A 24335-nucleotide genomic window follows, 5' to 3' on the forward strand; every position below is an offset into this window, starting at 1 on the left:
TGCAGCTGCTCCGAGCCTATGCCAGCACCCCCCGGCGCGGAATAGTCAGGTGCACACCCCGACTCCCCCGACTTAGTGCGAATGACCAGTGCGGGGATATTCTTTTTGGCATGGCAATGTCAATCGCCGCGCTCGTCGCCGTCCCCTCCCTTCGGCTCCGCAAAGCCGGCCTCGCGGAAACCACCTGGAACGAAGATATCCGCTGGGTGGCCGTGACCGAGCAGGAGGATCCCCAGCGCTTCCTCAACGGCGGCGAGTTGATCCTGACCACCGGGCTCCGGCTCAACGGGGCCGCGGAACAACGCCGCTTCGTGCGCCAGGTCCAGCGCGCAGGAGCAGTCGGCATCGGTTTCGGCACCGGGCTGACCCACGAAGCCGTGCCCCCCGCCCTCGTTGCGGAAGCGAACCGCTGGGGGCTGCCCCTCGTGGAAGTCCCGTACGAGACCCCGTTCATTGCCATCGGCAAACTCGTGGCCGATTCCCAATCCGCCGACCACTACTCCAAGCTGGAGCGCCTTATCGCCGGCCACCAGATCCTGGCCCGGGCCCTGCTGACCGGTGGCGGGCTCGGGGAATTGCTCAAGCAATTGGGCAGCATGCTCCGGTCCGACATCGCACTCACCCAGTTCAGCGCGCAGCTCTACAACAGCGTGGCCGGCAACCCCGCGCCGACGGCCGACGACTGGGCATCCTTCCCCATCCCGACAGGCCGCCGCGACGCCTGCACCCTATGGATCAAGCAACCCTTCGGCGACACCGGGATTGTCAGTTATGCGCAGAACCTGATCAGCGTGGAACTCAACAACATGGTCAAGCAGCGCCAGAGCCAGCGGGCCTTGGCGGGCCAGGTGCTGGACGATGTCATCCACGGAACCCTGGACACCGTCGAGGGCGCCCGCCGCCTGGCCGGCGTCGGAATCAACAGCACCCGCAAGAACGTGGTGCTCCTGGTGGTCTCCGCCGCCCACCACAAACAGCTCAGCAGCACATCGCTGCCGCAGTCGCTCGACGGCGGGGTGACCGCCGTCGTCGGGAAGGACCTGGTGACGGTAGTGCCCGACGACGGCAGTTCCGCGAGCGCGCTCGCCAAGGACCTCAGCGATCACCTGTTGGAAGCGGGAATCCACGCAGTGATCGGGATCGGCGGCGCGTACACCAAGCCGAACGGCGTGCGCTGGAGCTATTTCGAAGCGCGCGACGCCGTGGCGCACGGTTTGCCGGTCAACGAACCTGAGCGGCTCAGCCTGACCTCTCTGTTGCTCGCGAGCGAGGACGTGCCGTTGGCGGACATGGCCAGCGAAGCGCTCACTCCCCTGCGCAAGTTCGACGCCACGCACGGCTCCGAGCTCGTTTCGACCCTTGAGAGCTACCTCAACCACAACGGCTCGGTGGCCGCCGTCGCCGAAGCCCTGACTTTGCACCGCAATACGGTGCGCTACCGCTTGGCGCAAATCACCGACCTCACCGGCTACGACCCCGCCCAGACGCCGGACCGCGTGCAGCTGTGGCTTGCCCTCGCGGTGCAGCGGCTGGGTGCCCGCAACCCGCGCTAAGGTCCCCTGCCGCCGTCGGCCAGCCCCGCCGCCGTCGGCCCAACTAGCTCGCATTTGTTGTCGTTTTCGGGGCTGAATACGACATTAAGTGCGAGTCAGTTGGGCTCCTGCGCAGCGTGGAGAGATTCACCACAAAACTTCACGCATCAAACGTCAAACGTCTAACCTTTAAGCATGGCCTCGACTCACCCGACTCCCCACGCAACGGAAGCAACAACTGTGCCCACCAGCGGCGGTACGGTGGCGCCGAAATCCCGGGTGGTCGCCGTCGTCGGGATCATCGCCGTCATCCTGATCGGCCTGAACCTGCGCGCCGGCATCACCAGCGCGGCGGCACTGTTCCACGATCTGCAGGCGTTCCTCGGCTACGGGGCGCTTGTCGCGTCGATTCTTCCGTCGATCCCCTTGCTGTGCTTCGCCGTAGCAGGGCTGGGAACCTCGTGGCTGTCGCGCCGGATCGGCGTCGAGAAGTCCATCCTCGTTGCGCTGGCCATGCTGGCCGCCGGACTCCTCGTCCGCAGCATCCCCGCGACCGGCGCCCTCCTCGCCGGGACCGTGCTGGCGATGTCCGGCCTGGCGGTGTGTAACGTGGCCATGCCGTCGTACATCCGCGAGCACTATGCAAGCAAGACGTCCATGATGACCGGCCTCTACACCTTCACGATGTCCGCAGGTGCCACCTTCGCGGCAGCGGTCAGCGTCCCCTTGGCCCAACAGCTGGGCTCGCCCTCGATGGGTCTGGCCGCATGGGGACTCCTTGGCGTCGCCGCACTTCTTGGCTTCCTCCCGATGGTCCTCCACACCCATCGCACTTCACGGAAGGCCAGCCAGGAGCACGTGTCGATGTGGCCCCTCCTGCGCACCCGGCTGGGATTCCTCATCACTTCCATCTTCACGTTGCAGGCCCTCCTGGCGTATGCCGTGATGAGCTGGTTTGCCTACATCCTGACAAGCCAAGGACTCAGCGCCTCGGAGAGCGGCCTCCAGTTCGGGCTCATGCAGCTGGTTTCGGTGGCAGCGGGCATGATCCTGCTGGCCATCGGCTCGCGGCCCGGCATGATGCGGCCTGCCCTGTACCTGGGTAGCGGGACCACCCTTCTGGCCATCCCCGCAATGCTGTTGCTCCCGACGTCGTTCGCCGCGGTTCCCGCCGTGATGTTCGGTTTCGGGCTGGGCATCTTCCCCCTGGTCCTGGTGATCATCAGCCGCAGCGGGCGTACGACGGCGGAGACCACCGCCATGTCCACCGTCGCCCAGTCCGTGGGGTACTTGATTGCGGCTTTGGGTCCGTTCGGCATGGGCCTGCTCCATAGCGCCACCGGTGCTTGGACGCTCCCCTTGGCGCTCCTTGCCGCGGTTGCCCTGGCCCTCATGGTCACCTGCCACCAGTTGACCAGCAAGCGGACGCCGATCAAGGCCGGGCCAAGGCCTGTCGCATGAGCCTCACACCTTCGCACCGGCCCGTCCTGGCTGATGAGGTCACCCGCCAGCTGCGCACCATGATCAAGTCCGGGGAGTGGCCCCTGCAGGAGAAGATCCCGGCCGAGCCGGAACTCATGGCCTCGCTCGGAGTCTCGCGCGGGACGCTCCGCGAAGCCATCAAAGCTTTGGCGCACAGCGGCATGTTGGAGGTTCGCCGCGGCGACGGAACCTATGTCCGGGCCACCAGCGAGATCTCCGGCGCGGCCCAACGAATGTACAAGGAACACACGCAGGAGCACGTGGTCGAGGTCCGGGTGGGGCTGGACACCCAGGCCGCCCGACTGGCCACGAAGCACGCCACGGCCGAGGACATCGCCGCAATGCGTGCCCTCCTCCAAGTACGCCACGACGCATGGCTCGCGGCCGACTACCCCGCTTGGGCCCGGGCGGACTGGGATTTCCACGAACGGGTGGCCCTGGCTTCGGGCAACCCGCTGCTGCACCAGTTGTATGTGTCTTTCGGCGGGGTCTTCCACGACGACCTCCTGCGCCAACAGCGCAAGGCCGGCTTCAACGGCATCCCCCACGAGGGCCATGACGAGCTCGCCGACGCCATCGAGGCACGCGACGAGGCCGCCGCCGTCGCGAGCGTTTACCGCAACCTGGACTTCGCCGCGGAATGGCTCACGCACTGACCCTCGCTCACATATGGCTGGTTTTTCCCCGACGCCCGCTCACATCTATCGCGGTTTTGACCGACGCCCGCTCACATCTGACCGGCTTTGACCGACGCCCGCTCACATCTATCGCGGTTTTGACCGACGCCCGCTCACATCATGTGAGCGGGCGTCTATAGGAAACACCCCAAAGGTGAGCGGGGGTTTCACGAAAAGCCGTCATAGCTGAGCGAGCGTCCGCAGTGGCCCGGGCATCTAGGCCGGAGCGGCGCTCACCAGCTCGACGCCGGCATGAGCCGCCTCGCGGAAGAGTGCGTCGATGAGCACTACGCTGCGGCCGGCACGATGCAGCAGGCTTGCGGCGACGCTGGCCCGGTAGCCGGAAGTGCAATGCACCCAGATCCTTGAGTCCGGCAGTTCGTCCAGCCGAAGCAAAAGCTCGTGCAGCGGAACGTTCACGGCCCCGAGCACATGGGAGGCGGAAAATTCCTCGGTTCGGCGCACGTCCAGAACTGTTTCACCGGAAGCCCGGTCCCGCTCCAGCCCCGCCCAGTCGGTGATCGGATATTGCACCAAAGCAGTGGCTGGTGCAAGAGCCCCAGGATCGTCGCCGACAGCTGCATCCGGGGAGTCGATTCCGATCCTCGCGAGGTCGCGGATTGCCTTTTCGACGTCGTCATGGGCACCTAGCAGGGTCAGCGGCTGGTTCCACGGCAGGACCCAACCGAGGTAGCTCGTGAAGCTCGAGCCTGTCCCGTATTCAAAGGCCACACTGCCGCGCAGGTGGCTCGCGGCGAATGCGACTCGGTTGCGCAGGTCCACCACCCATTCCCCTGCCTCGAGCCTGCGCTCCAGTTCCGCGGACTCCACCGATTCCGGCATCTGGAGCGTCGCGGGGCCCGGGCCTAAGGCATTGAGCGGGCTCATGTGCGCGTAGTAGCTCGGGTAGGCCGTGATATTCGCCAGGAGGTGCCGGACAAAATGGTCTTCGTCCGGGTCGGTGAGCGCATGGTTGGTGGCGGCCTGCTCTCCGATTGTCGATGCGGCGATCCTGCTCGCGGGACCGATGGAGCAGAACGAACCGAAGCCATGGGTGGGATACAGGATCGCGTCCGGTGCTGCCTCGGCAACAAGCCGCCGGACCGAGGAGTACTGTTCATGCGCCAGCCCTGCGGTATCTTCCGGGCCAATCAAATCGGTCCGGCCCACCGAACCGTACAGCAGGCTGCCACCGGAGAACACCGCTTGCCGGACGCCCGCCCCTGGATCGGGGTCCGAAACAATATAGGCCAGATGCGTGTGCGTATGGCCCGGCGTGGCCACCGGTTTGACGGAAAGCCTACCTACAGCGAACGCCTGCCCCGGAACAATCGGTTCATGTTGGAAAGCCACCTTGTCCGCGGCATTCACCAAGTAGCGGGCGCCGTGATCACGGGCAAGGATGAGGCCACCCGTGAGGTAGTCGTTGTGGAGGTGGGTCTCAGCGACATGCGTGATGGCCACTCCCGCAGCACGCGCTGCTGATTCGACGCGGTCGGTATCGCGCTGGGGGTCGATCACGAGCGCCACAGTGCCGTCATGAACGAGGTAGCTGCGGTCCCCCAGTGGGGTCGTTTCGACGACGACGACGTCCATGCGGAGAGTCTAACCCCGATAAAGAACAACGCGGGGTCACTTAACGCCCATTCCGATGCCCCGGATGGGCGCTAAGTGACCCCGCGTTGCTTGGGCCCCAGTTGTAGAACTAGACCTGTGCAGCCACGCCGTCGCGGGAAATGTCCACCATGTCCTCACGCGGCACAACCTTGATGCGTTCGCGCTTGACCTCGACGCCGTGCGACGTGCCGGCCTCGGAAGCGGCGGCACCCAACGCGAGCTCGTGGGCGTCGAGGGCCAGCCAACCTTCCCAGCTGGTGAACTTCACGCCGCGGGCGTCCAGGAGCTCGACGACGGCGTCCGCCTCGGGAACGGCGGCCAGCGGCAGGTTTTCGCGGTCTTCCAAGAGGTACGTGACCGTCTCCAGTGCGTCACCCTTGGTGTGGCCAATGAGCCCGATGGGTCCACGCTTGATCCAACCCGTTGCGTACAAGCCCGGAACGTGCTCGCCGGAAGCGTCCAGGACACGGCCGCCGTCGTTCGCAACGACCCCGCGGCGGTGGTCGAACTCGACGTCCGGCAGCGCGGAACCGAAGTAGCCGATGGCGCGGTATACGGCCTGGACCGGGTAGTCGACGATCTCGCCGGTACCGCGCGCGTTGCCGGTTCCGTCCAGTTCGGTGCGCTCGAACTTGATCGCGGCTACCTTGCCGGGAGTCTCCGCGGAGTCCACGATCTCCACCGGGCTGTGCAGGAAGTGCAGGTGCAGCCGGCGGGAGGCCTTGAGCTCGGAAAGGTCCTCGGGCTGCTCGGCGATCCAGTTGGTGAGGGTGCCTACCATGGTCTTGGTCTGGTTGTTCGTCTGGATCTGGCGGTCAGACTCGTCGTCGAACTCGAAGTCCTCGGCGTAGAGGATGATGTCCACGTCCTTGGAGTGGGACAATTCGCGGAGTTCCAGCGGGGTGAACTTCACCTGCGCCGGACCGCGACGGCCGAAGACGTGGACGTCGGTGACCGGGGAAGCCTTGAGGCCGGCGTAGACGTTGTCCGGAATTTCGGTGACCAGGAGGTCGTCGGCGTGCTTGGAGAGGACACGGGCCACGTCCAGTGCTACGTTGCCGTTGCCGAGCACGGCCACCGATGTGGCGTCGAGCGGCCATTCGCGGGAAACGTCGGGGTGGCCGTCATACCAGGAGACGAAGTCGGCGCCGCCGAAGGAACCTTCCAGCTCGATGCCCGGAATGTTCAGGTCCGCGTCCTTGATGGCGCCGGTGGCGAAGATGACGGCGTCGTAGTGCGTGCGCAGGTCTTCGATGGAGATGTCAGTGCCGTAGTCGACGTTGCCGAAGAAGCGGATGTCGCCGCGGTCCAGGACCTTGTGCAAGGCGTTCACGATGCCCTTGATGCGTGGGTGGTCCGGGGCAACGCCATAGCGGATCAGGCCGTAGGGGGCCGGGTAGCGGTCGAAGAGGTCGATGCTGACCGTCAGCTCGCCGCTCTTGACGGCCTCGCTCTTGGTCAGGATGTCAGCTGCGTAGACGCCGGCCGGGCCGGAGCCGACGACGGCGACGCGCAGCGGACGTGCGGCGGTTCCTACGGTGGTGCTAGATGACACGGCTGTGTTCCTTTTCAGTGTGCAACGGGGCTAGGGGGTAACGACGCGGGGCTTGTTGGGGGTCAGGGTGCTGTAGTCAGCGGTCTTGAAATGTTCGGGGGCAAACGGGCTGACACGCACCACATCGCCGATCACAATCACTGCGGGATTTGCGACGCCGGCGGCCTCGGCTTGATCGGCAATCGTCGCCAAAGTGCCGATCGTGACGCGCTGTTCGGGCATGTAGCCGTTCTCTACGATACCTACCGGCGTGTCCAAGGGCATTCCGGAGTCCGCGAGGGCAGCGGCGGATTCGCGGAGTTTGGCTACACCCATGAGCAGGATCACGGTGTGGTCGGGGCGGGCCGGGACCTCGGACAGTTCCTCGTGGCCGGTCACCACGCTGAAACCCTTTGCGAGTCCACGGTGCGTCACGGGAATGCCCGCTGCGGCCGGCACTGAGATCGCCGAGGTCACACCGGGAACAACTTCTACCTCGACGCCGTTCTGCCGGCAGAATTCGGCTTCCTCGCCGCCGCGGCCCAGGACGTAGGGGTCGCCGCCTTTGAGCCGCACCACACGGTGGCCGGCCAGGGCTTCCTCCACCAGGATCCGGTTGATCTCCAGTTGCGGCACGGGGTGGTGGCCGGGGGTCTTGCCGACCTCGATCACGCGGACGTCCGGAGCAAGTTCCTGCAGCAAGTCGCGCGGTCCGAGGCGGTCCGCGACGACGACGTCGGCTTGGCCCAGCAGGCGACGGCCGCGGACAGTGATAAGTCCCGAGTCACCGGGACCGCCACCCACGAGCGCGACGCTTGCGGTGGACGCACGACGACGGCGGAGCGGGAGGTCTCCCGTTTCCAGCGCGGTGGCAACTGCGTCGCGCAGGGCCATGGCGCGGCGAGGGTCTCCCCCGGCGTTGATGGCGATCTTCACGTCGTCGACGACGGCGACGGCGGGCGTCCAGGCTGCCGAGGATTCGTGGTCCGAGGCGTTGACGCACCAGATGCGCTGCGCCTCGGCGTCGGCGGCTACCTGGGCGTCCACAGCGGCGACGCCGGTGGCCGTCTGGACGAACCAGGCGCCGTCGACGTCGGAGGAAAGGTAAGTGCGCGGCTCCCAGGTGAGCAGGCCGGAGGCGGCGAGTTCGCGGAGCGCGTCAGAGGCAACGGGGGCCACCACGGTCACCCGGGCGCCGGCGTCGAGCAGCCCCTTGGCGCGTCGGGCAGCCACGGGTCCGCCGCCCACCACCAGCACCGGGCGGCCAAGCAGCCGCAGGGCTGTGGGGTAGATGTCCTGTATTGCCATGAAAAAACTGTAGGGCCGGGCCGTAACATGCTTCAAAGGTCCGGAAACACCAGTTCACGCTAGGTAACCCGGCGTCACATTACGCCTGCGGGGTGGGTGCCTCCCAGCCGATCGCGGGAGCGACGTATTTGGCGATGTTGCCCAGCAGCTTGGCGTTGTATTCCACCCCGAGCTGGTTGGGTACCGTGACCAGCACCGTGTCAGCAGCCTGGACCGCGGCGTCCTGCGCCAGATCCTCGGCCAAGGCGTCGGGAGCGCCGACGTAGCTCTTGCCGAACCGCGACAACGCACCGTCGAGCATGCCCACTTGGTCCCGGTTTTCCACCTGGGCGCGGAGCCCGAAATAGTGTTCGTCCTCGGCGTCCACCACGGGAATGATGCTGCGGCTGACTGAGACCCGCGGCTCAAAACCGTGTCCGGCTGCGGACCAGGCCTCCCGGAACATGCTGATCTGTTCGGCCTGAAGCTGGTCGAAGGGAACCCCGGTGTCCTCGGTGAGCAACGTGGAACTCATGAGGTTCATGCCTTGTTCCGCGGCCCACACGGCGGTTTTGCGGGTGCCGGCGCCCCACCAGATGCGTCGCGGCAGCCCGGACGACGTCGGCTGGATCGGCAGGAGCCCGCGTCCGCCGCCCATGAAGGAGGGATCGGCTTCGGCCACTCCGTGGCCCGCGATCGCGTGCCGGAATACGGCGGTGTGGCGGCGGGCCATCGCGGAGTCGTCCTCACCCTCGGCAGGCGCATAGCCAAAGTACCGGGCGCCGTGCAGGGCCGGCTCGGGCGAACCACGGCTGATGCCCAATTGGAGCCTGCCTTGGCTGATGAGGTCCGTGGCCGCGGCTTCTTCTGCCATGTACAGCGGGTTTTCGTAGCGCATGTCGATCACGCCCGTGCCCATCTCGATCATGCTGGTCCGGGCCGCGATGGCCGCCAACAAGGGGAACGGCGAGGCCTGCTGGCGCGCAAAGTGGTGCACCCGGAAGAAGGCGCCGTTGATGCCGAGTTCCTCCGCCGCAACCGCTAGGTCGATTCCTTGGAGCAAGGCGTCGCCGGCCGAAGGAGTGCGCGAGCCTTGGACTGGACCCCAATGGCCGAAGGAAAGAAAACCGATTCGTTTCATGCCCGCGTCAACCACGGGACAAGCCGGGGAATTCCTTAGCGCGTGCTGCCCGCGCCGTAGCGCGTGCTCCCCGCCAGTTAGCGCGTGCTGCCCGCGAGCAGGCCGCGGCGCAGCAGGAGGCGGCGCTCAATCGGCGCGAACACGACAAGCTCGATCAGGATGCCCACAAAGAGGATCGCCAGGATCGCGGACATGACCGTGGCCATATCGGACAAGGTGCGGCCCTGGTCCAGGAGCGAACCGAGTCCGAAGCCGATGGTGCCGCCCACCGCGATGATTTCGGCGGCCATGAGGGAGCGCCAGGAGAAAGCCCAGCCCTGCTTGAGTCCGCCGAGGTACCCGGGGAGGGCCGCCGGCAGGACGATCTGCAGGGCCATCTGAAGTCGCGATGCCCCGAGGACCTTGCCGACGCTCCGGTATTGCGGCGGGATCTGGTCCACGCCGGAAATCAGCCCGTTGATGATGGACGGGATGGCACCCATCAGGACGACGAAGTACACGGTGCCGTCCGAGAGCCCGAACCAAATGATTGCCGCAGGAACCCACGCCACCGACGGCAGGACCTGGAGACCTGAAATGAGGGGTCCGAAGGCGCGGCGCAGCGGCTGCACCTGTGCGAGGAGCAGGCCCACCGGGGTGGCGACGGCGACGCTGATGAGGAAGCCGATCACGCCGCGCTGAAGGGAGGTCCAGACGGCTTCCTGGGCTTTGCCTTCGGCCCAGAGGGAACCGAACTGGCTCAGGACGTCGAGCGGTCCGGGAACTTGGTCGCGGCGCTTGAAACCGAGGGAGACATAGAACTGCCACGCCAGGATGAGGACCAGAAGTGCCGCAATCGGGAGGATGATCCGGGTCCAGTCGATGTGCGCCTTGCGGTGGGCATCCGACTGCAGCTTGTCCAGGCCGGCCTCGAGGTCACGGAGTTCGTCCGGGTTTCCCTTCAGGGACGGCGAGGTGATGTGGCGGGACTGTGGAGCTTGCTCGGCGGTGTCTCCTTCGGCAAGCCGGGTCTCTTGTTCAATTGGCATGGCGGCGGATCTCCTCGCGCAGGCGGCGGGTAATGGTTCCAGTCAGTTCCCCGGCACGGCCGGCGTCGGTCCGGTGTTCCTCGGTGACGTTCCACTCGGCCACGACCCGCCCCGGACGGGAGGACAGCAGCAGGACCCGCTGGCCGAGCCTGACGGCTTCGCGCACGTTGTGCGTCACGAACACGATGGTGCGGCCCGTTTCCTTCCAGATCCGCTCGAGTTCGTCGTGCAGAAGGTCACGGGTGATGGCATCGAGGGCAGCGAACGGCTCGTCCATGAGCAACAACTGCCGGTCCTGGGCCAAAGCGCGGGCCAGGGCGACGCGTTGCCGCATGCCGCCGGAGAGCTCGTGCGGGCGCTTGTCCCCCGCGCCGCCCAAATGGACGAGGTCCAACAGCTCCCCCGCACGGGCAGCACGCGACGCTTTGCTCTGGCTGCCGGACTTGTCCGCGAGCTTCAGTGCGAGTTCGATGTTGCCGCGGGCAGTGAGCCACGGGAACAGCGCCGAATCCTGGAACATGAAGGCGGCGCCGTCGCTGGGCACCTCCAAAGCGCCCGACGTCGGCTGGTCCAGCCCCGCGAGGATGTTCAGCAGGGTGGATTTGCCGCAGCCGGACGCACCGAGCAGGGCGACGAACTCGCCTTGCTGGATGGTGGCGTTGACGTCGTCCAGCACCGGGGCGCCGTCGCCGAAGCGTTTACCCAGGTGTTCCAGTACGACTGGCATGGTCCCGTCCTTCGTTTGTTGCTTGTTGTTTCCCAACTAGCTCGCAGTTGTTGTCGTTATGAGCCGTCAAAGCGACAATTAATGCGAGCTAGTTGGGCCGGTCGGTTCAGTCTTGGCCCAGTCCTGCGGCCGAGGTCTTCTGGCCGGTCACGCTGTTGAGGGCGCGGAGGTCGAAGATGCCGTTGATGTCGGCCGGTTTGGTGATGCCGGCGTCGACGCCGTCCTGAAGCAGCTTCTTGTAGGTCCCGGCGAGCGGGTCCACGGTGAAGGTGATGTTCTTCAGGGAGCGGTCGATGACGTCGGCCGGCAGCGTGCTGCCCGCGGTCGCCTTCAGCGCGGCGTTGATCGCGGTGGCCTTGTCGGCCGCCGAAGCGCTGTTGAGCCAGTTGACGGAGGCTTCGTGGCCCTGGAGCAATGCGGTCACGGTCTGCGGGTGTTCGGCAGCGAACTTCTTGCTCACGATCAGGATCGTGGTGGGGAACGCACCCTTGTCCCACAGATCCTTCTCGTCCACCAGGACCTTGCCGCCGGCCTGGAGCACCAGACGCGAGGCCCACGGCTCAGGCAACCACGCGCCGTCGAGCTTTCCGTCTTGGAAGAGCTTGAGGGTCTGGGCGTTGTCCGTCGGGTTGATGGCGACGTCGCCGCCGCCGTTCGGGTTGGTCTTCAGGCCCTGCTTGCCCAGCCAGGCGCGCAGTGCCACGTCCTGGGTGCCGCCGAGCTGCGGGGAGGCCAGGGTCTTGCCCTTGAGGTCCGCGGCAGTGTTGATGCCTGGCTTGACTACCAGCTGCGCGCCGCCGGAGGCTGCGCCCGCGATGATGCTGATGGACGCGCCCTTGCTCTGGACGAAGGAGTTGATGGCCGGGTTCGGGCCAAGGTAGGCGGCGTCGATCGCGCCGGCGTTCAGGGCCTCAACCGCGGCGGGCCCTGCGTTGAAGATCTGGGTGGTGAGCTTGGTGCTGCCCAGCTTGCCGGCGATGATGCCCTTGCTCACGCCGACGAGTGCGGGGGCGTGGGTGACGTTGCCGAAGTAGCCCAGCTTGAGTTCCGCGGCGGGCGTCGTTGCAGCCGCGGCCTGGGTTTCGTTGTTCTTCGCGACAACCGATGCGACGGCGGCGCCGGCACCGATCAGCAGGACGAGCCCGACGGCGATGCCGATCTCGAGCGTGCGGCGGCGCTTGGGTTTGCTGGTTTCGCCGGCGACGATGCGCGTGGTTCCCGGGTTCGAGCCGGGCGGCGTGGGTTCTGGGGTGTTTGACATGGGGAAATCCTTGGGATGCGTTGCGGAAGGGGCAGAGCGTGTATCAGGCCCTGCGACATCGCCCCGAACGGGCGGGCAAGGACCAATCCGATGAGGTCATGGATTCACCATAGGGACTGTCATATTTGCCGTTCAACGACCCGGAAACCCGGGGTCACGCACGTTCATGCGGCGTCACAATTCGGCTCGCCCCAATGCAAAAAACCGCAGCTTGTTTCCCACCCCAAGCCTTGAAGGCCGGGTTTGGGAAACAAGCTGCGGTTCCGGTCATCGAGAACGTCAGATGACGTAACGTTCGTCCTCGTGGTCGCCCGGGTGGTCCTTCACCAAGCCGGCCGCGAGCGTGTTGCCGTCCACGGGATCGATCACCAGGAACGCGCCCGTGCGGCGGTGGTGCAGGTAGTTCTCCAAGGGCAACGGCGCGGCCAGGCGAAGCTGGGCGTTGCCGATGTCGTTCAGCTCAAGGCTGGAGGCAGCCTCGACGTTGAACGTGGCCAGGTCCAGCTTGCCCGTCACATTGCGGACCAACGCCTGGACGGTGCGGGTCCCGTGCTTCACGAGCACCTTGGCACCTTCGCGCAACGGCTTCGGCGAAAGCCAGCACAGCGCGGCGTACAGGTCGGCCGAGCTCTCGCGCACCGTCCCTGCTGCGGCAATGGTGTCACCGCGGGCGATGTCGATTTCATCGGCCAGGCGGATCGCCACGGACTGCGGAGCAGTGGCCTCGGCGAGCTCGCTGCCGGCGAAGTCGATCCCGGTCACGGTGGTGATCCTGGGCTCGTGGCCCGGGCTCAGGACAGTGACCTTGTCGCCAAGCTTCACGGTCCCCTCCGTGATCTGGCCGGCGTAGGCGCGGTAGTCGCGGTACGCCTCGACGTCGAGCCCTGCGGCGACGGCGTCGGGAGCCAGCGCGCCCTGCGGGCGGATGACCAGCTGGACCGGGAAGCGGAAGCTCTCCAGGTGGCTTTCGAGCTCATCGGCGGCCGGAAGGGTTTCCAGGACTTCGAGCAGGGCCGGGCCGCTGTACCAGGGGGTGCGGTCCGAGCGGTCCACGACGTTGTCGCCGTCGAGCGCCGATACCGGGATGACCGCGACGTCGGCAATCCCATCGCTGCCCAAGCCAAGCTCGCGGGCAACCTTCTGCACGTCCGTCTCGATCTCGCGGAAGACCGACTCGCTGAAGTCCACGAGGTCGATCTTGTTCACGGCGACGATTACGTGCGCCACGCGCAGCAACTGCAGCACCGACAAGTGGCGGCGGGTCTGCTCCAGGACTCCCTTGCGGGCGTCAATGAGTACGACGACGGCATCCGCAGTGGATGCGCCCGTCACCGTGTTCTTGGTGTACTGAACGTGGCCGGGGCAGTCCGCGAGGATGAAGCTGCGGCGGTCGGTGGCGAAGTAGCGGTAGGCGACATCGATGGTGATGCCCTGTTCCCGTTCGGCGCGAAGGCCGTCGGTCAGGAGGGCAAGGTCGATGGCCTGGCTGCCGGTGGCGCCGGCTCCGCCGAAGCCACGGTCGGCAGAGGTGCGGGCGACGGCGTCGAGCTGGTCCGCGAGGATCGCCTTGGAATCGTGAAGGAGGCGGCCCACCAGGGTGGACTTGCCGTCGTCGACGGATCCAGCGGTGGCGAAGCGGAACAGCGTGGATTCGCGCAGGCCGGTCTCCAGGAGTGCGGTTTCGGTGCTCATTAGAAGTAGCCGTCCTTCTTGCGGTCTTCCATGGCTGCCTCGGAGATGCGGTCATCTGCGCGGGTGGCGCCACGTTCGGTGAGTGTGGATGCGGCAACTTCAACGACGACGTCGGCAACCGTGCGGGCGTCGGAAACGACCGCGCCGGTGCAGGACATGTCGCCCACAGTGCGGTAGCGGACGAGCTTGGTGACGACTTCCTCGTGCGGAAGCGGCATGGAAACCTCGCCGACTGCGCGCCACATGCCGTCGCGTTCGTAGACCTCGCGCTCGTGGGCGTAGTACAGGCCGGGCAGCTCAATGCCTTCGCGCTCGATGTAGCGCCACACGTCCAGCTCGGTCCAGTTGCTGATGGGAAACGCCCGGACGTGCTGGCCCACGGTGTGGCGGCCGTTGTACAGGTTCCACAGTTCGGGGCGCTGGTTACGGGGGTCCCACTGGCCGAACTCGTCGCGCAGGCTCAGGATGCGCTCCTTGGCACGGGCCTTGTCCTCGTCGCGACGTCCGCCGCCGAAAACGGCGTCGAACTTGTTGCGCTGGATGGCGTCCAGGAGCGGCACGGTCTGCAGCGGGTTGCGGGTACCATCGGCACGCTCGGCAAGTTCGCCACGGTCGATGAACTCCTGCACGGAACCCACCACGAGTTTCAGGCCCAGACGCTCCACCGTGCGGTCGCGGAAGTCGATGACCTCGGGGAAGTTATGGCCGGTGTCCACGTGCAGCACGGGGAACGGAACCTTGCCAGGCCAGAACGCCTTGGTGGCCAGGTGCAGCATGACCACGGAATCCTTGCCGCCGGAGAACAGCAGCGCAGGCTTCTCGAACTCGGCAACAACCTCGCGGATGATATGGATGGCCTCGGACTCGAGGGTGTCCAAAGACGAGAGGCGGGCCGACCGCAGAGCCTGGGCGGCAGTCGGCGTCTCCACAAGGTCCTTTTCCAGCACTGACAGCTCCGTGTCCTCGTTGGTTGTGTAGATGCTCATACGTGTAGTCCGCATTCTGTCTTGTCGGTTCCTGCCCAGCGGCCGGAGCGGGGGTCCGCTCCCGGGGCCACTTTGCGGGTGCAGGGCTGGCATCCGATGGACGGGTATCCCTGGCTCAGGAGGGGGTTGACGGGAAGGATGTTGTCTTCGGAGTACTGGACCAACTGGTCAAAGCTCCAGTCCGCCATCGGGTTGACCTTGACCAATCCGTTGGCCTCGTCCCAGCTGATCAGCGGGGTGTTGGTCCGGGTGGGGGCCTCGTCGCGGCGGACTCCGGTGAACCAGACTTCGTAGCCGGCGAGAGTCCGGCGCAGCGGCTGGACCTTGCGGAGCGCGCAGCACTGGGCGGCGTCGCGGGCAAACAGGTCCTTGCCGAGGAGGCGGTCCTGCTGCTCCACGGTGTTCTCGGGGAGCACGTCCACGATGTTCACGCGCAGGTTCGCGGCGACTTCGTCCCGCGTGGCATGGGTTTCCGGGAAGTGGTAACCGGTCTCCAGGAACAGGACGTCGACGCCGGGAAACTGGTCCGCGACGAGGGCCGGCAGCACGGCGTCCGCCATGGAGCAGGCCACGGCGACGGCGGGCAGTTCGAAGTTGCGGGCAACCCAGGCGATGACGTCGCGGGCGGGCGCATTCCAACCGAGCTCGGCGGCACCGGATTCGGCCAGGGCCTTGAGTTCGTCGTGGGAGCGCTGGCAGGGCCCACGGCCACCGGGGTCCCCGGCCGAGCTTGCGAGGTTGGGGAGTGGCTGGGGATTGGTCACTGGAGATCTCCTTCATCTGCGGAGTGTGCCCATTCGGCGAAGGTCTGGCCTTCGGCACGGTCGGCCACGAACTTCCGGACTACCCGCTCTACGTAATCGGGCAGGTCCTCGACGTAAACCTTGAGACCGCGCACGGTGCGTCCGAGGCCTGCTTCTTCGCGGTTGGACGAAGCCAGCCCGCCGCCCAGGTGAACCTGGAAGCCCGGGGTGGGGTCGCCGTCGGGCGTTGGCAGCATCATGCCCTTGAGCCCGATGTCCGCGGTCTGGATGCGGGCGCAGGAATTGGGGCAGCCGTTGATGTGCAGGGACAGGGCCTGCGGCAGCTGACCGCTGTCCGCGAGGTCGGCCAGGCGGCGTTCCAGTTCGGCGACCGCGGTGGCTGCCGTGACCTTGGTTTCCACGATGGCGAGCTTGCAGAACTCGATGCCGGTGCAGGCGATGGTGCCGCGGCGGAACACGGACGGGCGGGCGGAGAGGCCTAGGGTGTCCAGTTCGGCGACGAGCGGTTCCACCTGCTCCTTGGCGACGTCCAGCACAACGATCTTCTGGTGCGGCGTGGTGCGCAGGCGGAAGGAGCCGCGGGCTTCGAGGGTGTCCGCGAGCTTCACGAGCTGGCTTCCGGAGAGACGACCGGCCAAGGGTGTGGCTCCGATGAAGAACTTGCCGTCCTTCTGCTCGTGGATGCCGACGTGGTCGCCCGGGGTCGAGGGCTTGGGCGCTGCGGGGCCGTCGGAAAGCTTGAAGCCGAGGTATTCGTCCTCCAGGATCTGGCGGAACTTTTCGGGACCCCAGTCGGCCATGAGGAACTTCAGGCGTGCCTTGGTGCGCATCCGGCGGTAACCGTAGTCGCGGAAGATACTGGTGACGCCGAGCCACACTTCGGCGGCTTGCTCAGGCTTCACGAACGCGCCGAGGCGCTTGGCGAGCATCGGGTTGGTGGACAGCGCGCCGCCTACCCAGAGGTCATAGCCGACGCCGAGTTCGGGGTGGACCATGCCGACCAGGCCGAAGTCGTTGATCTCGTGGACCACGTCCTGCGAGGGGTGGCCGGTAATGGCGGTCTTGTATTTGCGCGGCAGGTTGGCGAGCTCGGGGTCGCCGATGAAGCGCTCCGCGAGTTCGTGGATCAGCGGCGTAGGATCGATGATCTCGTCCTTGGCGATGCCGGCAACCGGGGAGCCCAGGATGACACGCGGCACGTCGCCGCAGGCCTCGGTGGTGGACAGGCCGACTGATTCGAGGCGGCGCCAGATTTCGGGCACGTCCTCCACCCGGATCCAGTGCAGCTGGATGTTCTGGCGGTCCGTCAGGTCGGCGCTGCCGCGGGCGAAGTCCACGGAGATCTGGCCGATGACGCGCAACTGCTCAGTGGTGAGCGCACCGCCGTCGATCCTCACGCGGAGCATGAAGTACTTGTCCTCGAGCTCGTGCGGCTCAAGCGTGGCGGTCTTGCCGCCGTCGATCCCGGGCTTGCGCTGGGTGTAGAGGCCCCACCAGCGGAAACGGCCGTGGAGGTCCGTACCGTCGATCGAGTCGAAGCCGTGCTTGGAGTAGACAGACTCGATACGCTCGCGGACGTTGAGCCCGTTGTCTTCCTGCTTCCAGGTTTCGTTGGCGTTGAGCGGCGCGGTGCCGTCAACCTTCCACTGGCCATGGGGTTTAGCGGCAGGACGGGCGGTGCGGGCCGGGCGCTTGGGTGCAGCCTCGTCCGCAGACGCTCCGGCTAGAGCTGTATCAGTCATGCATCGACTGTAGGGCTGGCCAGAGAGGCGTAACAAAGGTCCGGGAAACGGAAAGTCACCTAGGGAAACATTTCGTCACGAACCGCCGTCGGGCCTTGTTCAGCTGGCCGCGCTGTGCATTCGACATGCCCGCTCAGGAGCGAGCGGCAACCGCCGCGTCGTAGCGTTCCAAGGCGATCTCCGCGAGCACCGGAGAGGGCAGCAGTGGCGCCGTCACGACGTCGGCGCCGGCCTTGGACAGCTGGTCGTGGAAGTAGCCCGTGGCCAGCAGATACGAGGACACGACCACCCGGCCGCCGTCGTCGGTGACTTCCGCGCCGGTGACTTCCGCGCCGGTGAGTTCGGCGCGTAGGGCCGCGACGCCGTCGGGCACGTTCGGCTCGGCACTCGCGCCATAGGCGACGCGCACCTTGTTCGGCAGCAACTCGGCGAGCTGGCGCGCCTGCTCTTCCGAATCGACGGAACCGTCCGGCAGCGACGAGCCCGCGGCGGCGAGCAGGACGCCGTCGCCCTCGCCGAGGCCGGCGGCGCGCAACCGTGCAGCGAGCAGCTCCGCGAGCCGCGGGTCCGGCCCCAGCGGCGGCGCGGCGGTCACCTCGGGGCGGGACTTGATCGCCTTGGGGATGTCCACCTTGACGTGGTAGCCGGTGCTGAGCAGCAAAGGAACGACGACGGCGGGCGTGCCTTCCGGGAGCCCGGCCACCACGCCGCCCAACTCGGGCTCCTGGACGTCTACGTAGGCCTCGACGACGGTCAGGCCGGGGCGCAAGGCCTCAATCTCGGCCATGACCTGGCGGATAGCGGCCTGCCCTTCGAAGTTCCGGGTTCCATGGGCGCACGCGATCAAGACGGGGCTGTTCATGCGTGCAAGCGTAACGTTGGGCGAGCATGATCGCCCGTCTGTGAACGAAGAATGGAGCTGCATTTGTTCACTTTTGACCTTGCGCTGGTATGGCTGGATCTGGCCGGCGTCTTCTTTTTCGCCGTGTCCGGATCCTTGCTCGCGGCCAAGAAGCAGTTCGACATCATCGGCTCGCTCCTCTTGGCTTCGCTGGTCGGCCTGGGCGGCGGCGTCATCCGAGACATCGTCATCAATGCCGGCCCGCCCGCGGCGTTCACCAACCCGGTGTACCTGCTGCCACCCTTGTTGGCCGCGGGGCTGGTGTACTTCCTGTTTTCGAGCATCCAGCGCTTCACGTCCCTCTTGACACTGTTCGACGCCGGCGGGCTGGCCTTGTTCTGCATCACGGGGACGCTCAAGGCACTGGCCGCCGGGATGAATCCGGTGGCTGCAATCTTGTTGGGAGTCACCACGGCTGTGGGCGGCGGCTTGCTCCGCGACATTACAGCCAACGAAATTCCCACCCTCTTCAACGCACGGGATCTCTACGCCCTGCCGGCCCTCACGGGGGCCGCCCTGACCGCACTGCTCTGGAACATCGGCGCCTTCACCGGACTGACGGCGGCCTTGGTTGCCGGCTGGGTTTTCGCCTTCCGGGTGGTGGCTTGGCGGCGTGGTTGGCGGGTGCCCCTCGCGGTCCGGGGATGGCACCGCGCCGGGGTGTCCCCGGGCGCCGATTCACGTGGCCGCGATTAGCTAGGATGGGAGCATGACTGACATGTTCCTCGAGAAGTTCCGCGCGCTTGTACCGAAGTATCTCGAGGACGAATGGCAGGAAGAAGACGGGCTGTCCGCCGCTGAGCTGGACGAGGCCCTGTCCGCCCACTCATTCACCATTCCCATGGTGCTGCGCGAGTTCTACCTCGCCCTCGGTGGTTGCGAGGACCTCATGGAGGCCTACCACTACTTCTGGGACCCCGAAGAGCTCGAAGTGGACGACGAAGGTTTCCTCATGTTCTTGGAGGACGAGGAAGAGCAGTTCACTTGGGGCTTCCGCGTAGGCGACCTCGGCGTCCCGGATCCCATCGTGTGGCGCCGCAACAACGCCCGCGGCCAATGGAAATCCGAAGAAGGCACGTTCTCCGAGTTCGTGTTCGACATGTTCGACTGGGCTTTCAGCGACGAAGGCTAGGCTTTTTTGGGGGGGCTTTAGTGGGCGCCGCGCCTTCCTGACCCTCTTTGAATTTCGAGGAGCCGTGACACACCTGGATCAGGTGTGTCGCGGCTTTTTTCGTGCCAAAGAAGGTCAGGACGGTCCGCGCTTTGGTGGAGTCTGCTGCTGGATTACGACGGCGGCACCCACCCGGGCGCGTATCTTGCGGGGGCGAAGCGGCCGACTTCCCGGTGCCGCAACACGGTCAAGACCTCGTTGACCATCTCTTCAGGACGGTGGACCACGTCCTGGTAGAAGTAGTGCAACGACAAGAGCCCACCCTTCACACTGGCGTTGTCCCGGTACCGGTCCTTCTTGACCTGCCGCGGCTCCAGATGCGTATGGCCGTCGAGTTCCACTACAAGGCACTCGTTGATCAAGCAGTCCACCTCCCCCACCCCCGCCAGTTCCACATGCATCCGGACCCGGAGACCCGCCCGGACAAAGTGCGTGTGTGCGAGCACTTCCAGCAAGGAATCAGCCCTGGGCAGCACAAGATCCAGCGCAGCCCTCGCTGCTCCGTTGCGGTTGCCTTGCAGTTTCGTCTTAAGGAAGTCTGCGGTGATCAACCCGCGGCTAACTGCGGACTGGACAATTACCAAGGATTCCAGTTCGGGTCGGCATCTCAGGGCGTGGATAAGGACATCAGCTAGGCCGGCCACAGGAAGGTACGGATGCCCCGGGTGGCTACATCGGGCGTGGTCCACCACACCGTCCCGGACTAGGCCGCTACCGCAGCTGAGATGGATGGCCTCGGGTTTCCGGGAACTCCCCAGTCCTTGGACGCCTCCTGGCTCCTGCAGCTGCCACAAATTGTAGAAACGAACAGCCGAAACGCAGGTCAAGACGCCATTCGCCGCCAGCGCAGCAACGATGCCTGGATCGGCGCCCTCAATCGTGTAGATCCCACGGCGCAACAGGTTGAGCGTTCCGTTGCGGAGCCCTTGGGCCAACGCCGACTTGGGAAAGCCCGCTCTAAGCAGTTGCGCAGTCCGGGCCGCACCGCCCCGCCTCTGGAGGAATTGCACTATATCCATGTGGCCACTCCAGCAGCATCGCTCAGGCGACAGTAGCTCCGGGTTCCCCTATGTGGACAACTTTGCTGGCCCTTCCTGACCTTCTTTGGGTCCATAAACTGCCGGACACACCCCTTCTCAGGCGTGTCGGGGCCATTTTGAATTCAAAGAAGGTCAGGACGGCGCGCAGAATTCCCCGAAAACTCCGAAAATCCCTTTGACCGGGAAAGTTGCACCCGTGACAAAGTTGTCATATGCTGTAACCGGATTCACTAAATGCCTCCGGTGGATCTGATGCGAACGGAGATTATGGTCCCGGTTCGTTGCAGCGCGTGACTCGTAGCGTTGCAAGGAACCGGGGCCATTGCATTTAAGCCCAGCCCCCGTCTCGGCCCGCCGGCCCGACCCAAGTGAATCGCAGTTGTTGTCGTTATAACGGCTCAAAACGACAACAACTGCGAGTCAGTTGGGTCTGCGACGAAGGAAAAGGGGCGAGAACGACGGCACCCTCTGCAGGGCTGCCCACGCCGCCAAGACTCAGCTGGCGCGCTCCACCACGGCGTGGGCGAAGTTCGTCAGCGACTCCTTGACCACGCCTTCGGGCAACGGCTTCAAGGCTTCGATGGCTTCAGCGGACCATTGGCGCGCGATCACCCAGGATTCCGCGGTGACAGGATGCTCGCGGAGCCCCGCGACGGCCAGGGCCAGGGCTTCATCGGAGGACAGGTCGCCGTCAACCAGCTTCAAGAGTTCGACGGCGGAGTGGTCACCGTTGTCGGCGGCCTTGCGGAGCAGGAGGACGGGCAGCGTGGGAACGCCCTCCCGGAGGTCTGTGCCCGGAGACTTGCCGGACTTGACCTTGACACCGGTCACGTCGATGACGTCATCGGCTAGTTGGAAGGCCACGCCGACCTTCTCGCCGTACTCCACGAGCACGTCTTCGAAGGCTTCGTCGGCGCCGGCAAAGATGGCACCCAGCTGGCCCGAGGCGGCAACCAGGGAACCGGTCTTGTCGGCGATGACGGAGAGGTAGTGCTCCACCGCGTCCTCGCCTTCGCGCGGGCCCACGGTTTCGTGCAGTTGCCCGAGGCACAAGCGTTCGAAGGTGCGGGCCTGGATTCCCAAGGCACGCGAACCGAGCTCTGACACCAGGATCGAGGCGCGGGCAAAGATCAGGTCACCCGTGAGGATGGCTACCGAGTTGCCCCAGACTTCGTGCGCCGTGGGGGCACCGCGGCGGTAGGGCGCGGAGTCCATCACGTCGTCGTGATAGAGGGTGGCGAGGTGGGTCAGTTCAACCACGACGGCGGCCTGGACCACTTCCGGACGGGAGGCGTCACCGAGGTGGGCACACAGGAGAGTCAAAAGCGGGCGGATGCGCTTGCCGCCGGCTTCCACCAGGTGACGCGACGTTGCGTCAGCCAGGGGATCCGAGTTGGCGATTGCTTCGCGGAGCTTCTTTTCCACGCGGGCAAGGTTGGTGGTGATGGCAGGACCCAGCTCCACGTCCTTGGCGATAGCCGCAAAACCGGCAGGAAGCTGCAGGCCGGTGGCGATCGCGGTGGTGGTGGGAGCGGGTTCGACAGCGTCCGGCAAGCCGTGCCCGGCGTGCGTCCAGCTGTGTTCGGCAGAGTGAGTCACGGGTTAACCCTAACTTTTCGCGGAGGAAAGCGTTGATTCGGTGCCGGTACGGGTGGAAGCGGCGGTGGACGTGGTGTTGGAGGTGGCCGGGACAAGCATCTCGAGGACGCGGATGGCGCGGTCCTCGAAACCCTTGGCGGACGTATCCGTGAGGTTGGCGAGCATCCGCACCACAAAGCGCATGAGAACCGGAATGGGCATGCCGGTCCGTAGTGCGAGTTTCATGACGGCGGGCTTACCAATGAGGGCGGCAAAGACACGGCCCAGGGTGAAGTGTGAACCCCACTGGTCCCGCACGTAGTCCGCGTACCGCGAAAGGTGCGCGTCGGCGTCGTCGGCTGTCCACCGGGCTGAACGCGAGCGGACGGACGCATCAACAAGAAACTCGGCCGCAAAGCGGGCGGACTCCATGGCGTAGGAAATACCCTCGCCGTTGAACGGGGAAACCATCCCGCCGGCGTCGCCCAGGAGCATGAGCCCCGGCGAGTAGTGCGGCGTGCGGTTGAAGCCCATCGGCAGCGCGGCGCCGCGGATCTCCCCCACTTGGTTTTCGGGCGTGAAACCCCACTCGGACGGCATGCCGGCGGTCCATTCGCGCAGGACCTGCTTGTAGTCGAGCTTGCCGAATTCCTTGGAGGAGTTCAGGATGCCCAGGCCGACGTTGGACGTGCCGTCCCCGACGCCGAAAACCCAGCCGTAACCGGGCAGCGGCTTTCCGGACTTGCCCGGAAGCTCAAGCCAGCCTTCCATCCAGTCGTCGTCGTGTCGGGGCGAGGTGAAGTAGGTGCGGACGGCGACGCCGAGCGGGCGGTCGTCGCGTTTGTGCATGCCGAGCGAAACCGCGGTGCGGGTCGAGTTGCCGTCGGCGGCGAGCACGACGTCGGCATGGAAGTCGCGCGTTTCGCCCGTCTTGCGTCCGGACTCGTCGAGCAGCGCGGCGCGCGCGCCGATCACCCGCCCGGCGTCGTCGCGCAGTGCTTCGGTGACGCTGTGGCGTTCAAGGACGACGGCGCCGGCCGACTGGGCGTGCCGGGCCAGTTCCTCGTCGAATCCGAGGCGCGTGCGGATGAGTCCGTAGGTGGGAAAATCGGCGACCTCGGGCCACGGCAATTCAATGGTGCGGCCGCCGGCGATGAGCCTGAGCCCCTTGTTGCGGCGCCACCCCTCGTCCTCGGCGTGCGGGAGGCCAAGCTTCTGGATCTCGCGGACCGCGCGCGGAGTCAGGCCGTCGCCGCAGACCTTCTCACGCGGGAAGGCGGTCTTTTCCAGCACCGTCACGGAAATGCCCGCCCGGGCAAGGTAGTACGCGGCGGTGGACCCGGCTGGCCCTGCGCCGACTATCAGTACGTTCACAGCGTCCTTGTTAATAGGCCGGTTAGCGGGACTGATCGCCGGCTTGGCGGCGCGGCTTGATCTGGCGGCGCAGCTTGGCCACGGGAACGCTTTCCCGGTGTTCGGCTCCGGGCTTCTGGGCGCGGTGCACCGCTACGATGCCGCCGCTCAGGTTGCGGTAGTTGACGTCGGTCCAGCCGGCTTCCTGCAGCCACGCGGCCAGGTGGTCCTGGTCCGGCCAGGCGCGGATGGACTCGGCGAGGTACACGTAGGCGTCCGGGTTGGAGGAGACCTTGGTGGCGATGGCAGGCAGTGCGCGCATGAGGTATTCGGTGTACATGGTCCGCCAAAGGGGCACGACCGGGGCGGAGAATTCGGCGATAACCAGGCGGCCGCCCGGCTTGGTGACACGGAACATCTCCGCGAGGGCCTTGTGTGGTTCGTTGACGTTGCGCAGGCCGAAGGAAATGGTGCACGCGTCGAAGGAGTTGTCCGCGAAGGGCAGCTTGGTGGCGTCCCCGGCAACGAAGTTGATGTCCGGACGGCGGCGCTTGCCCACCTTCAGCATTCCCAACGAGAAGTCGCAGGCCACGACGTCCACTCCGGCGTCCGCGTACGGTTCGCTGGACGTACCGGTACCGGCAGCCAGATCCAGGACCTTTTGGCCTACCCGAACATCCATCGCATCCACGACGACGCGGCGCCAACGCCGGGTCTGCCCCATGGACAGGACGTCGTTGACGACATCGTATTTGGGGGCGACATCGTCAAACATCGTCGCAACTTCGTCCGGACGCTTTTCCAAGGATGCTCGGTTCACCC

21 protein-coding genes are annotated in these 24335 nt (G+C 66.0%); 5 read left to right on the forward strand and 16 right to left on the reverse strand.

The genetic code is table 11. The features are described from left to right. The first annotated feature begins 110 nt into the window (after positions 1-110). From AC3WJM_RS13360 to AC3WJM_RS13370, 3 genes are all read left to right on the forward strand, one after another. Complete coding sequence (locus tag AC3WJM_RS13360) at positions 111-1553, forward strand: PucR family transcriptional regulator (RefSeq protein WP_284990969.1); 1443 nt, start codon at positions 111-113, stop codon at positions 1551-1553. Between the two features lie 174 nt (positions 1554-1727). Continuing rightward, complete coding sequence (locus AC3WJM_RS13365; RefSeq protein ID WP_332602758.1) at positions 1728-2993, forward strand: MFS transporter; 1266 nt, start codon at positions 1728-1730, stop codon at positions 2991-2993. After that, positions 2990-3670 (forward strand): FadR/GntR family transcriptional regulator, encoded by a 681-nt coding sequence (locus tag AC3WJM_RS13370; RefSeq protein WP_492272104.1) that lies wholly within the window; start codon positions 2990-2992, stop codon positions 3668-3670. The genes AC3WJM_RS13365 and AC3WJM_RS13370 overlap by 4 nt, the downstream gene beginning before the upstream one ends. Before the next feature lie 237 nt (positions 3671-3907). Here the strand turns inward: AC3WJM_RS13370 and AC3WJM_RS13375 are convergent, their stop codons facing one another. The 12 genes from AC3WJM_RS13375 to AC3WJM_RS13430 form a co-directional block, all read right to left on the reverse strand. Next, positions 3908-5287: a rhodanese-like domain-containing protein gene (locus tag AC3WJM_RS13375; RefSeq protein WP_492272105.1), complete on the reverse strand. Its 1380-nt coding sequence runs from the start codon at positions 5285-5287 to the stop codon at positions 3908-3910. 109 nt (positions 5288-5396) lie between these two features. Further along, positions 5397-6863 (reverse strand): FAD-dependent oxidoreductase, encoded by a 1467-nt coding sequence (locus AC3WJM_RS13380; RefSeq protein WP_307052448.1) that lies wholly within the window; start codon positions 6861-6863, stop codon positions 5397-5399. Positions 6864-6893: 30 nt separating this feature from the next. Further along, positions 6894-8150, reverse strand: coding sequence for a uroporphyrinogen-III C-methyltransferase (cobA, locus tag AC3WJM_RS13385; RefSeq protein WP_492272106.1), 1257 nt, complete (start codon positions 8148-8150; stop codon positions 6894-6896). 79 nt (positions 8151-8229) lie between these two features. After that, positions 8230-9270 carry an LLM class flavin-dependent oxidoreductase gene (locus AC3WJM_RS13390; protein ID WP_284990963.1) on the reverse strand — a complete coding sequence of 347 codons (1041 nt, stop codon included), beginning with the start codon at positions 9268-9270 and terminating at the stop codon, positions 8230-8232. 77 nt (positions 9271-9347) lie between these two features. Continuing rightward, positions 9348-10298 (reverse strand): ABC transporter permease, encoded by a 951-nt coding sequence (locus AC3WJM_RS13395; protein ID WP_284990962.1) that lies wholly within the window; start codon positions 10296-10298, stop codon positions 9348-9350. Next, positions 10288-11025 (reverse strand): ABC transporter ATP-binding protein, encoded by a 738-nt coding sequence (locus tag AC3WJM_RS13400; protein ID WP_307053605.1) that lies wholly within the window; start codon positions 11023-11025, stop codon positions 10288-10290. Before AC3WJM_RS13400 ends, AC3WJM_RS13395 begins: the two co-directional genes overlap by 11 nt. 106 nt (positions 11026-11131) lie before the next feature. Further along, a complete protein-coding gene (locus AC3WJM_RS13405; RefSeq protein ID WP_284990960.1) occupies positions 11132-12286 on the reverse strand; it encodes an ABC transporter substrate-binding protein in 1155 nt (384 codons plus the stop codon). A gap of 279 nt (positions 12287-12565) precedes the next feature. Further along, the gene (locus AC3WJM_RS13410; RefSeq protein WP_284990959.1) at positions 12566-13978 is read right to left on the reverse strand and encodes a sulfate adenylyltransferase subunit 1; all 1413 of its coding nucleotides are present in this window, start codon (positions 13976-13978) and stop codon (positions 12566-12568) included. Next, positions 13978-14964 (reverse strand): sulfate adenylyltransferase subunit CysD, encoded by a 987-nt coding sequence (gene cysD / locus AC3WJM_RS13415; protein WP_284990958.1) that lies wholly within the window; start codon positions 14962-14964, stop codon positions 13978-13980. Before cysD ends, AC3WJM_RS13410 begins: the two co-directional genes overlap by 1 nt. Further along, positions 14961-15632, reverse strand: coding sequence for a phosphoadenylyl-sulfate reductase (locus AC3WJM_RS13420; protein WP_370872172.1), 672 nt, complete (start codon positions 15630-15632; stop codon positions 14961-14963). The genes cysD and AC3WJM_RS13420 overlap by 4 nt, the downstream gene beginning before the upstream one ends. A gap of 92 nt (positions 15633-15724) precedes the next feature. After that, positions 15725-17470 carry a nitrite/sulfite reductase gene (locus AC3WJM_RS13425; protein WP_284990956.1) on the reverse strand — a complete coding sequence of 582 codons (1746 nt, stop codon included), beginning with the start codon at positions 17468-17470 and terminating at the stop codon, positions 15725-15727. Between the two features lie 133 nt (positions 17471-17603). Beyond that, the gene (locus AC3WJM_RS13430) at positions 17604-18332 is read right to left on the reverse strand and encodes a sirohydrochlorin chelatase (protein ID WP_492272107.1); all 729 of its coding nucleotides are present in this window, start codon (positions 18330-18332) and stop codon (positions 17604-17606) included. 63 nt (positions 18333-18395) lie between these two features. On the opposite strand from AC3WJM_RS13430, the gene AC3WJM_RS13435 reads away from it, so the two are divergent. Both AC3WJM_RS13435 and AC3WJM_RS13440 read left to right on the forward strand, forming a co-directional pair. Next, positions 18396-19067 (forward strand): trimeric intracellular cation channel family protein, encoded by a 672-nt coding sequence (locus tag AC3WJM_RS13435; protein ID WP_441438170.1) that lies wholly within the window; start codon positions 18396-18398, stop codon positions 19065-19067. A 13-nt stretch (positions 19068-19080) separates the two neighbouring features. Continuing rightward, positions 19081-19503: a hypothetical protein gene (locus tag AC3WJM_RS13440; protein WP_492272108.1), complete on the forward strand. Its 423-nt coding sequence runs from the start codon at positions 19081-19083 to the stop codon at positions 19501-19503. Positions 19504-19655: 152 nt separating this feature from the next. Here the strand turns inward: AC3WJM_RS13440 and AC3WJM_RS13445 are convergent, their stop codons facing one another. From AC3WJM_RS13445 to AC3WJM_RS13460, 4 genes are all read right to left on the reverse strand, one after another. Continuing rightward, a complete protein-coding gene (locus tag AC3WJM_RS13445; protein WP_059387237.1) occupies positions 19656-20561 on the reverse strand; it encodes a DUF559 domain-containing protein in 906 nt (301 codons plus the stop codon). Between the two features lie 516 nt (positions 20562-21077). Continuing rightward, on the reverse strand, positions 21078-22181 hold the full coding sequence (locus AC3WJM_RS13450; protein WP_059387239.1) for a polyprenyl synthetase family protein: 1104 nt from the start codon (positions 22179-22181) through the stop codon (positions 21078-21080). A gap of 9 nt (positions 22182-22190) precedes the next feature. Then, positions 22191-23534, reverse strand: coding sequence for a geranylgeranyl reductase family protein (locus tag AC3WJM_RS13455; protein ID WP_492272109.1), 1344 nt, complete (start codon positions 23532-23534; stop codon positions 22191-22193). Between the two features lie 22 nt (positions 23535-23556). Then, the gene (locus AC3WJM_RS13460; protein WP_084784263.1) at positions 23557-24333 is read right to left on the reverse strand and encodes a demethylmenaquinone methyltransferase; all 777 of its coding nucleotides are present in this window, start codon (positions 24331-24333) and stop codon (positions 23557-23559) included. Positions 24334-24335 lie beyond the last annotated feature (2 nt).

It is taken from the genome of Arthrobacter sp. FW306-1B-G06A (genome assembly GCF_058781765.1).

Bases quoted from the DNA above. Each gene is read 5' to 3' on its own strand.
- AC3WJM_RS13360 (WP_284990969.1), top strand. From the start codon at position 111: ATGGCAATGTCAATCGCCGCGCTCGTCGCCGTCCCCTCCCTTCGGCTC.
- AC3WJM_RS13400 (WP_307053605.1), bottom strand. From the start codon at position 11,025: ATGCCAGTCGTACTGGAACACCTGGGTAAACGCTTCGGCGACGGCGCC.
- AC3WJM_RS13440 (WP_492272108.1), top strand. From the start codon at position 19,081: ATGACTGACATGTTCCTCGAGAAGTTCCGCGCGCTTGTACCGAAGTAT.
- AC3WJM_RS13390 (WP_284990963.1), bottom strand. From the start codon at position 9,270: ATGAAACGAATCGGTTTTCTTTCCTTCGGCCATTGGGGTCCAGTCCAA.
- AC3WJM_RS13410 (WP_284990959.1), bottom strand. From the start codon at position 13,978: ATGAGCACCGAAACCGCACTCCTGGAGACCGGCCTGCGCGAATCCACG.
- AC3WJM_RS13375 (WP_492272105.1), bottom strand. From the start codon at position 5,287: ATGGACGTCGTCGTCGTCGAAACGACCCCACTGGGGGACCGCAGCTAC.
- AC3WJM_RS13445 (WP_059387237.1), bottom strand. From the start codon at position 20,561: ATGGATATAGTGCAATTCCTCCAGAGGCGGGGCGGTGCGGCCCGGACT.
- AC3WJM_RS13365 (WP_332602758.1), top strand. From the start codon at position 1,728: ATGGCCTCGACTCACCCGACTCCCCACGCAACGGAAGCAACAACTGTG.
- AC3WJM_RS13425 (WP_284990956.1), bottom strand. From the start codon at position 17,470: ATGACTGATACAGCTCTAGCCGGAGCGTCTGCGGACGAGGCTGCACCC.
- cysD (WP_284990958.1), bottom strand. From the start codon at position 14,964: ATGAGCATCTACACAACCAACGAGGACACGGAGCTGTCAGTGCTGGAA.
- AC3WJM_RS13395 (WP_284990962.1), bottom strand. From the start codon at position 10,298: ATGCCAATTGAACAAGAGACCCGGCTTGCCGAAGGAGACACCGCCGAG.
- cobA (WP_492272106.1), bottom strand. From the start codon at position 8,150: ATGGCAATACAGGACATCTACCCCACAGCCCTGCGGCTGCTTGGCCGC.
- AC3WJM_RS13405 (WP_284990960.1), bottom strand. From the start codon at position 12,286: ATGTCAAACACCCCAGAACCCACGCCGCCCGGCTCGAACCCGGGAACC.
- AC3WJM_RS13430 (WP_492272107.1), bottom strand. From the start codon at position 18,332: ATGAACAGCCCCGTCTTGATCGCGTGCGCCCATGGAACCCGGAACTTC.
- AC3WJM_RS13370 (WP_492272104.1), top strand. From the start codon at position 2,990: ATGAGCCTCACACCTTCGCACCGGCCCGTCCTGGCTGATGAGGTCACC.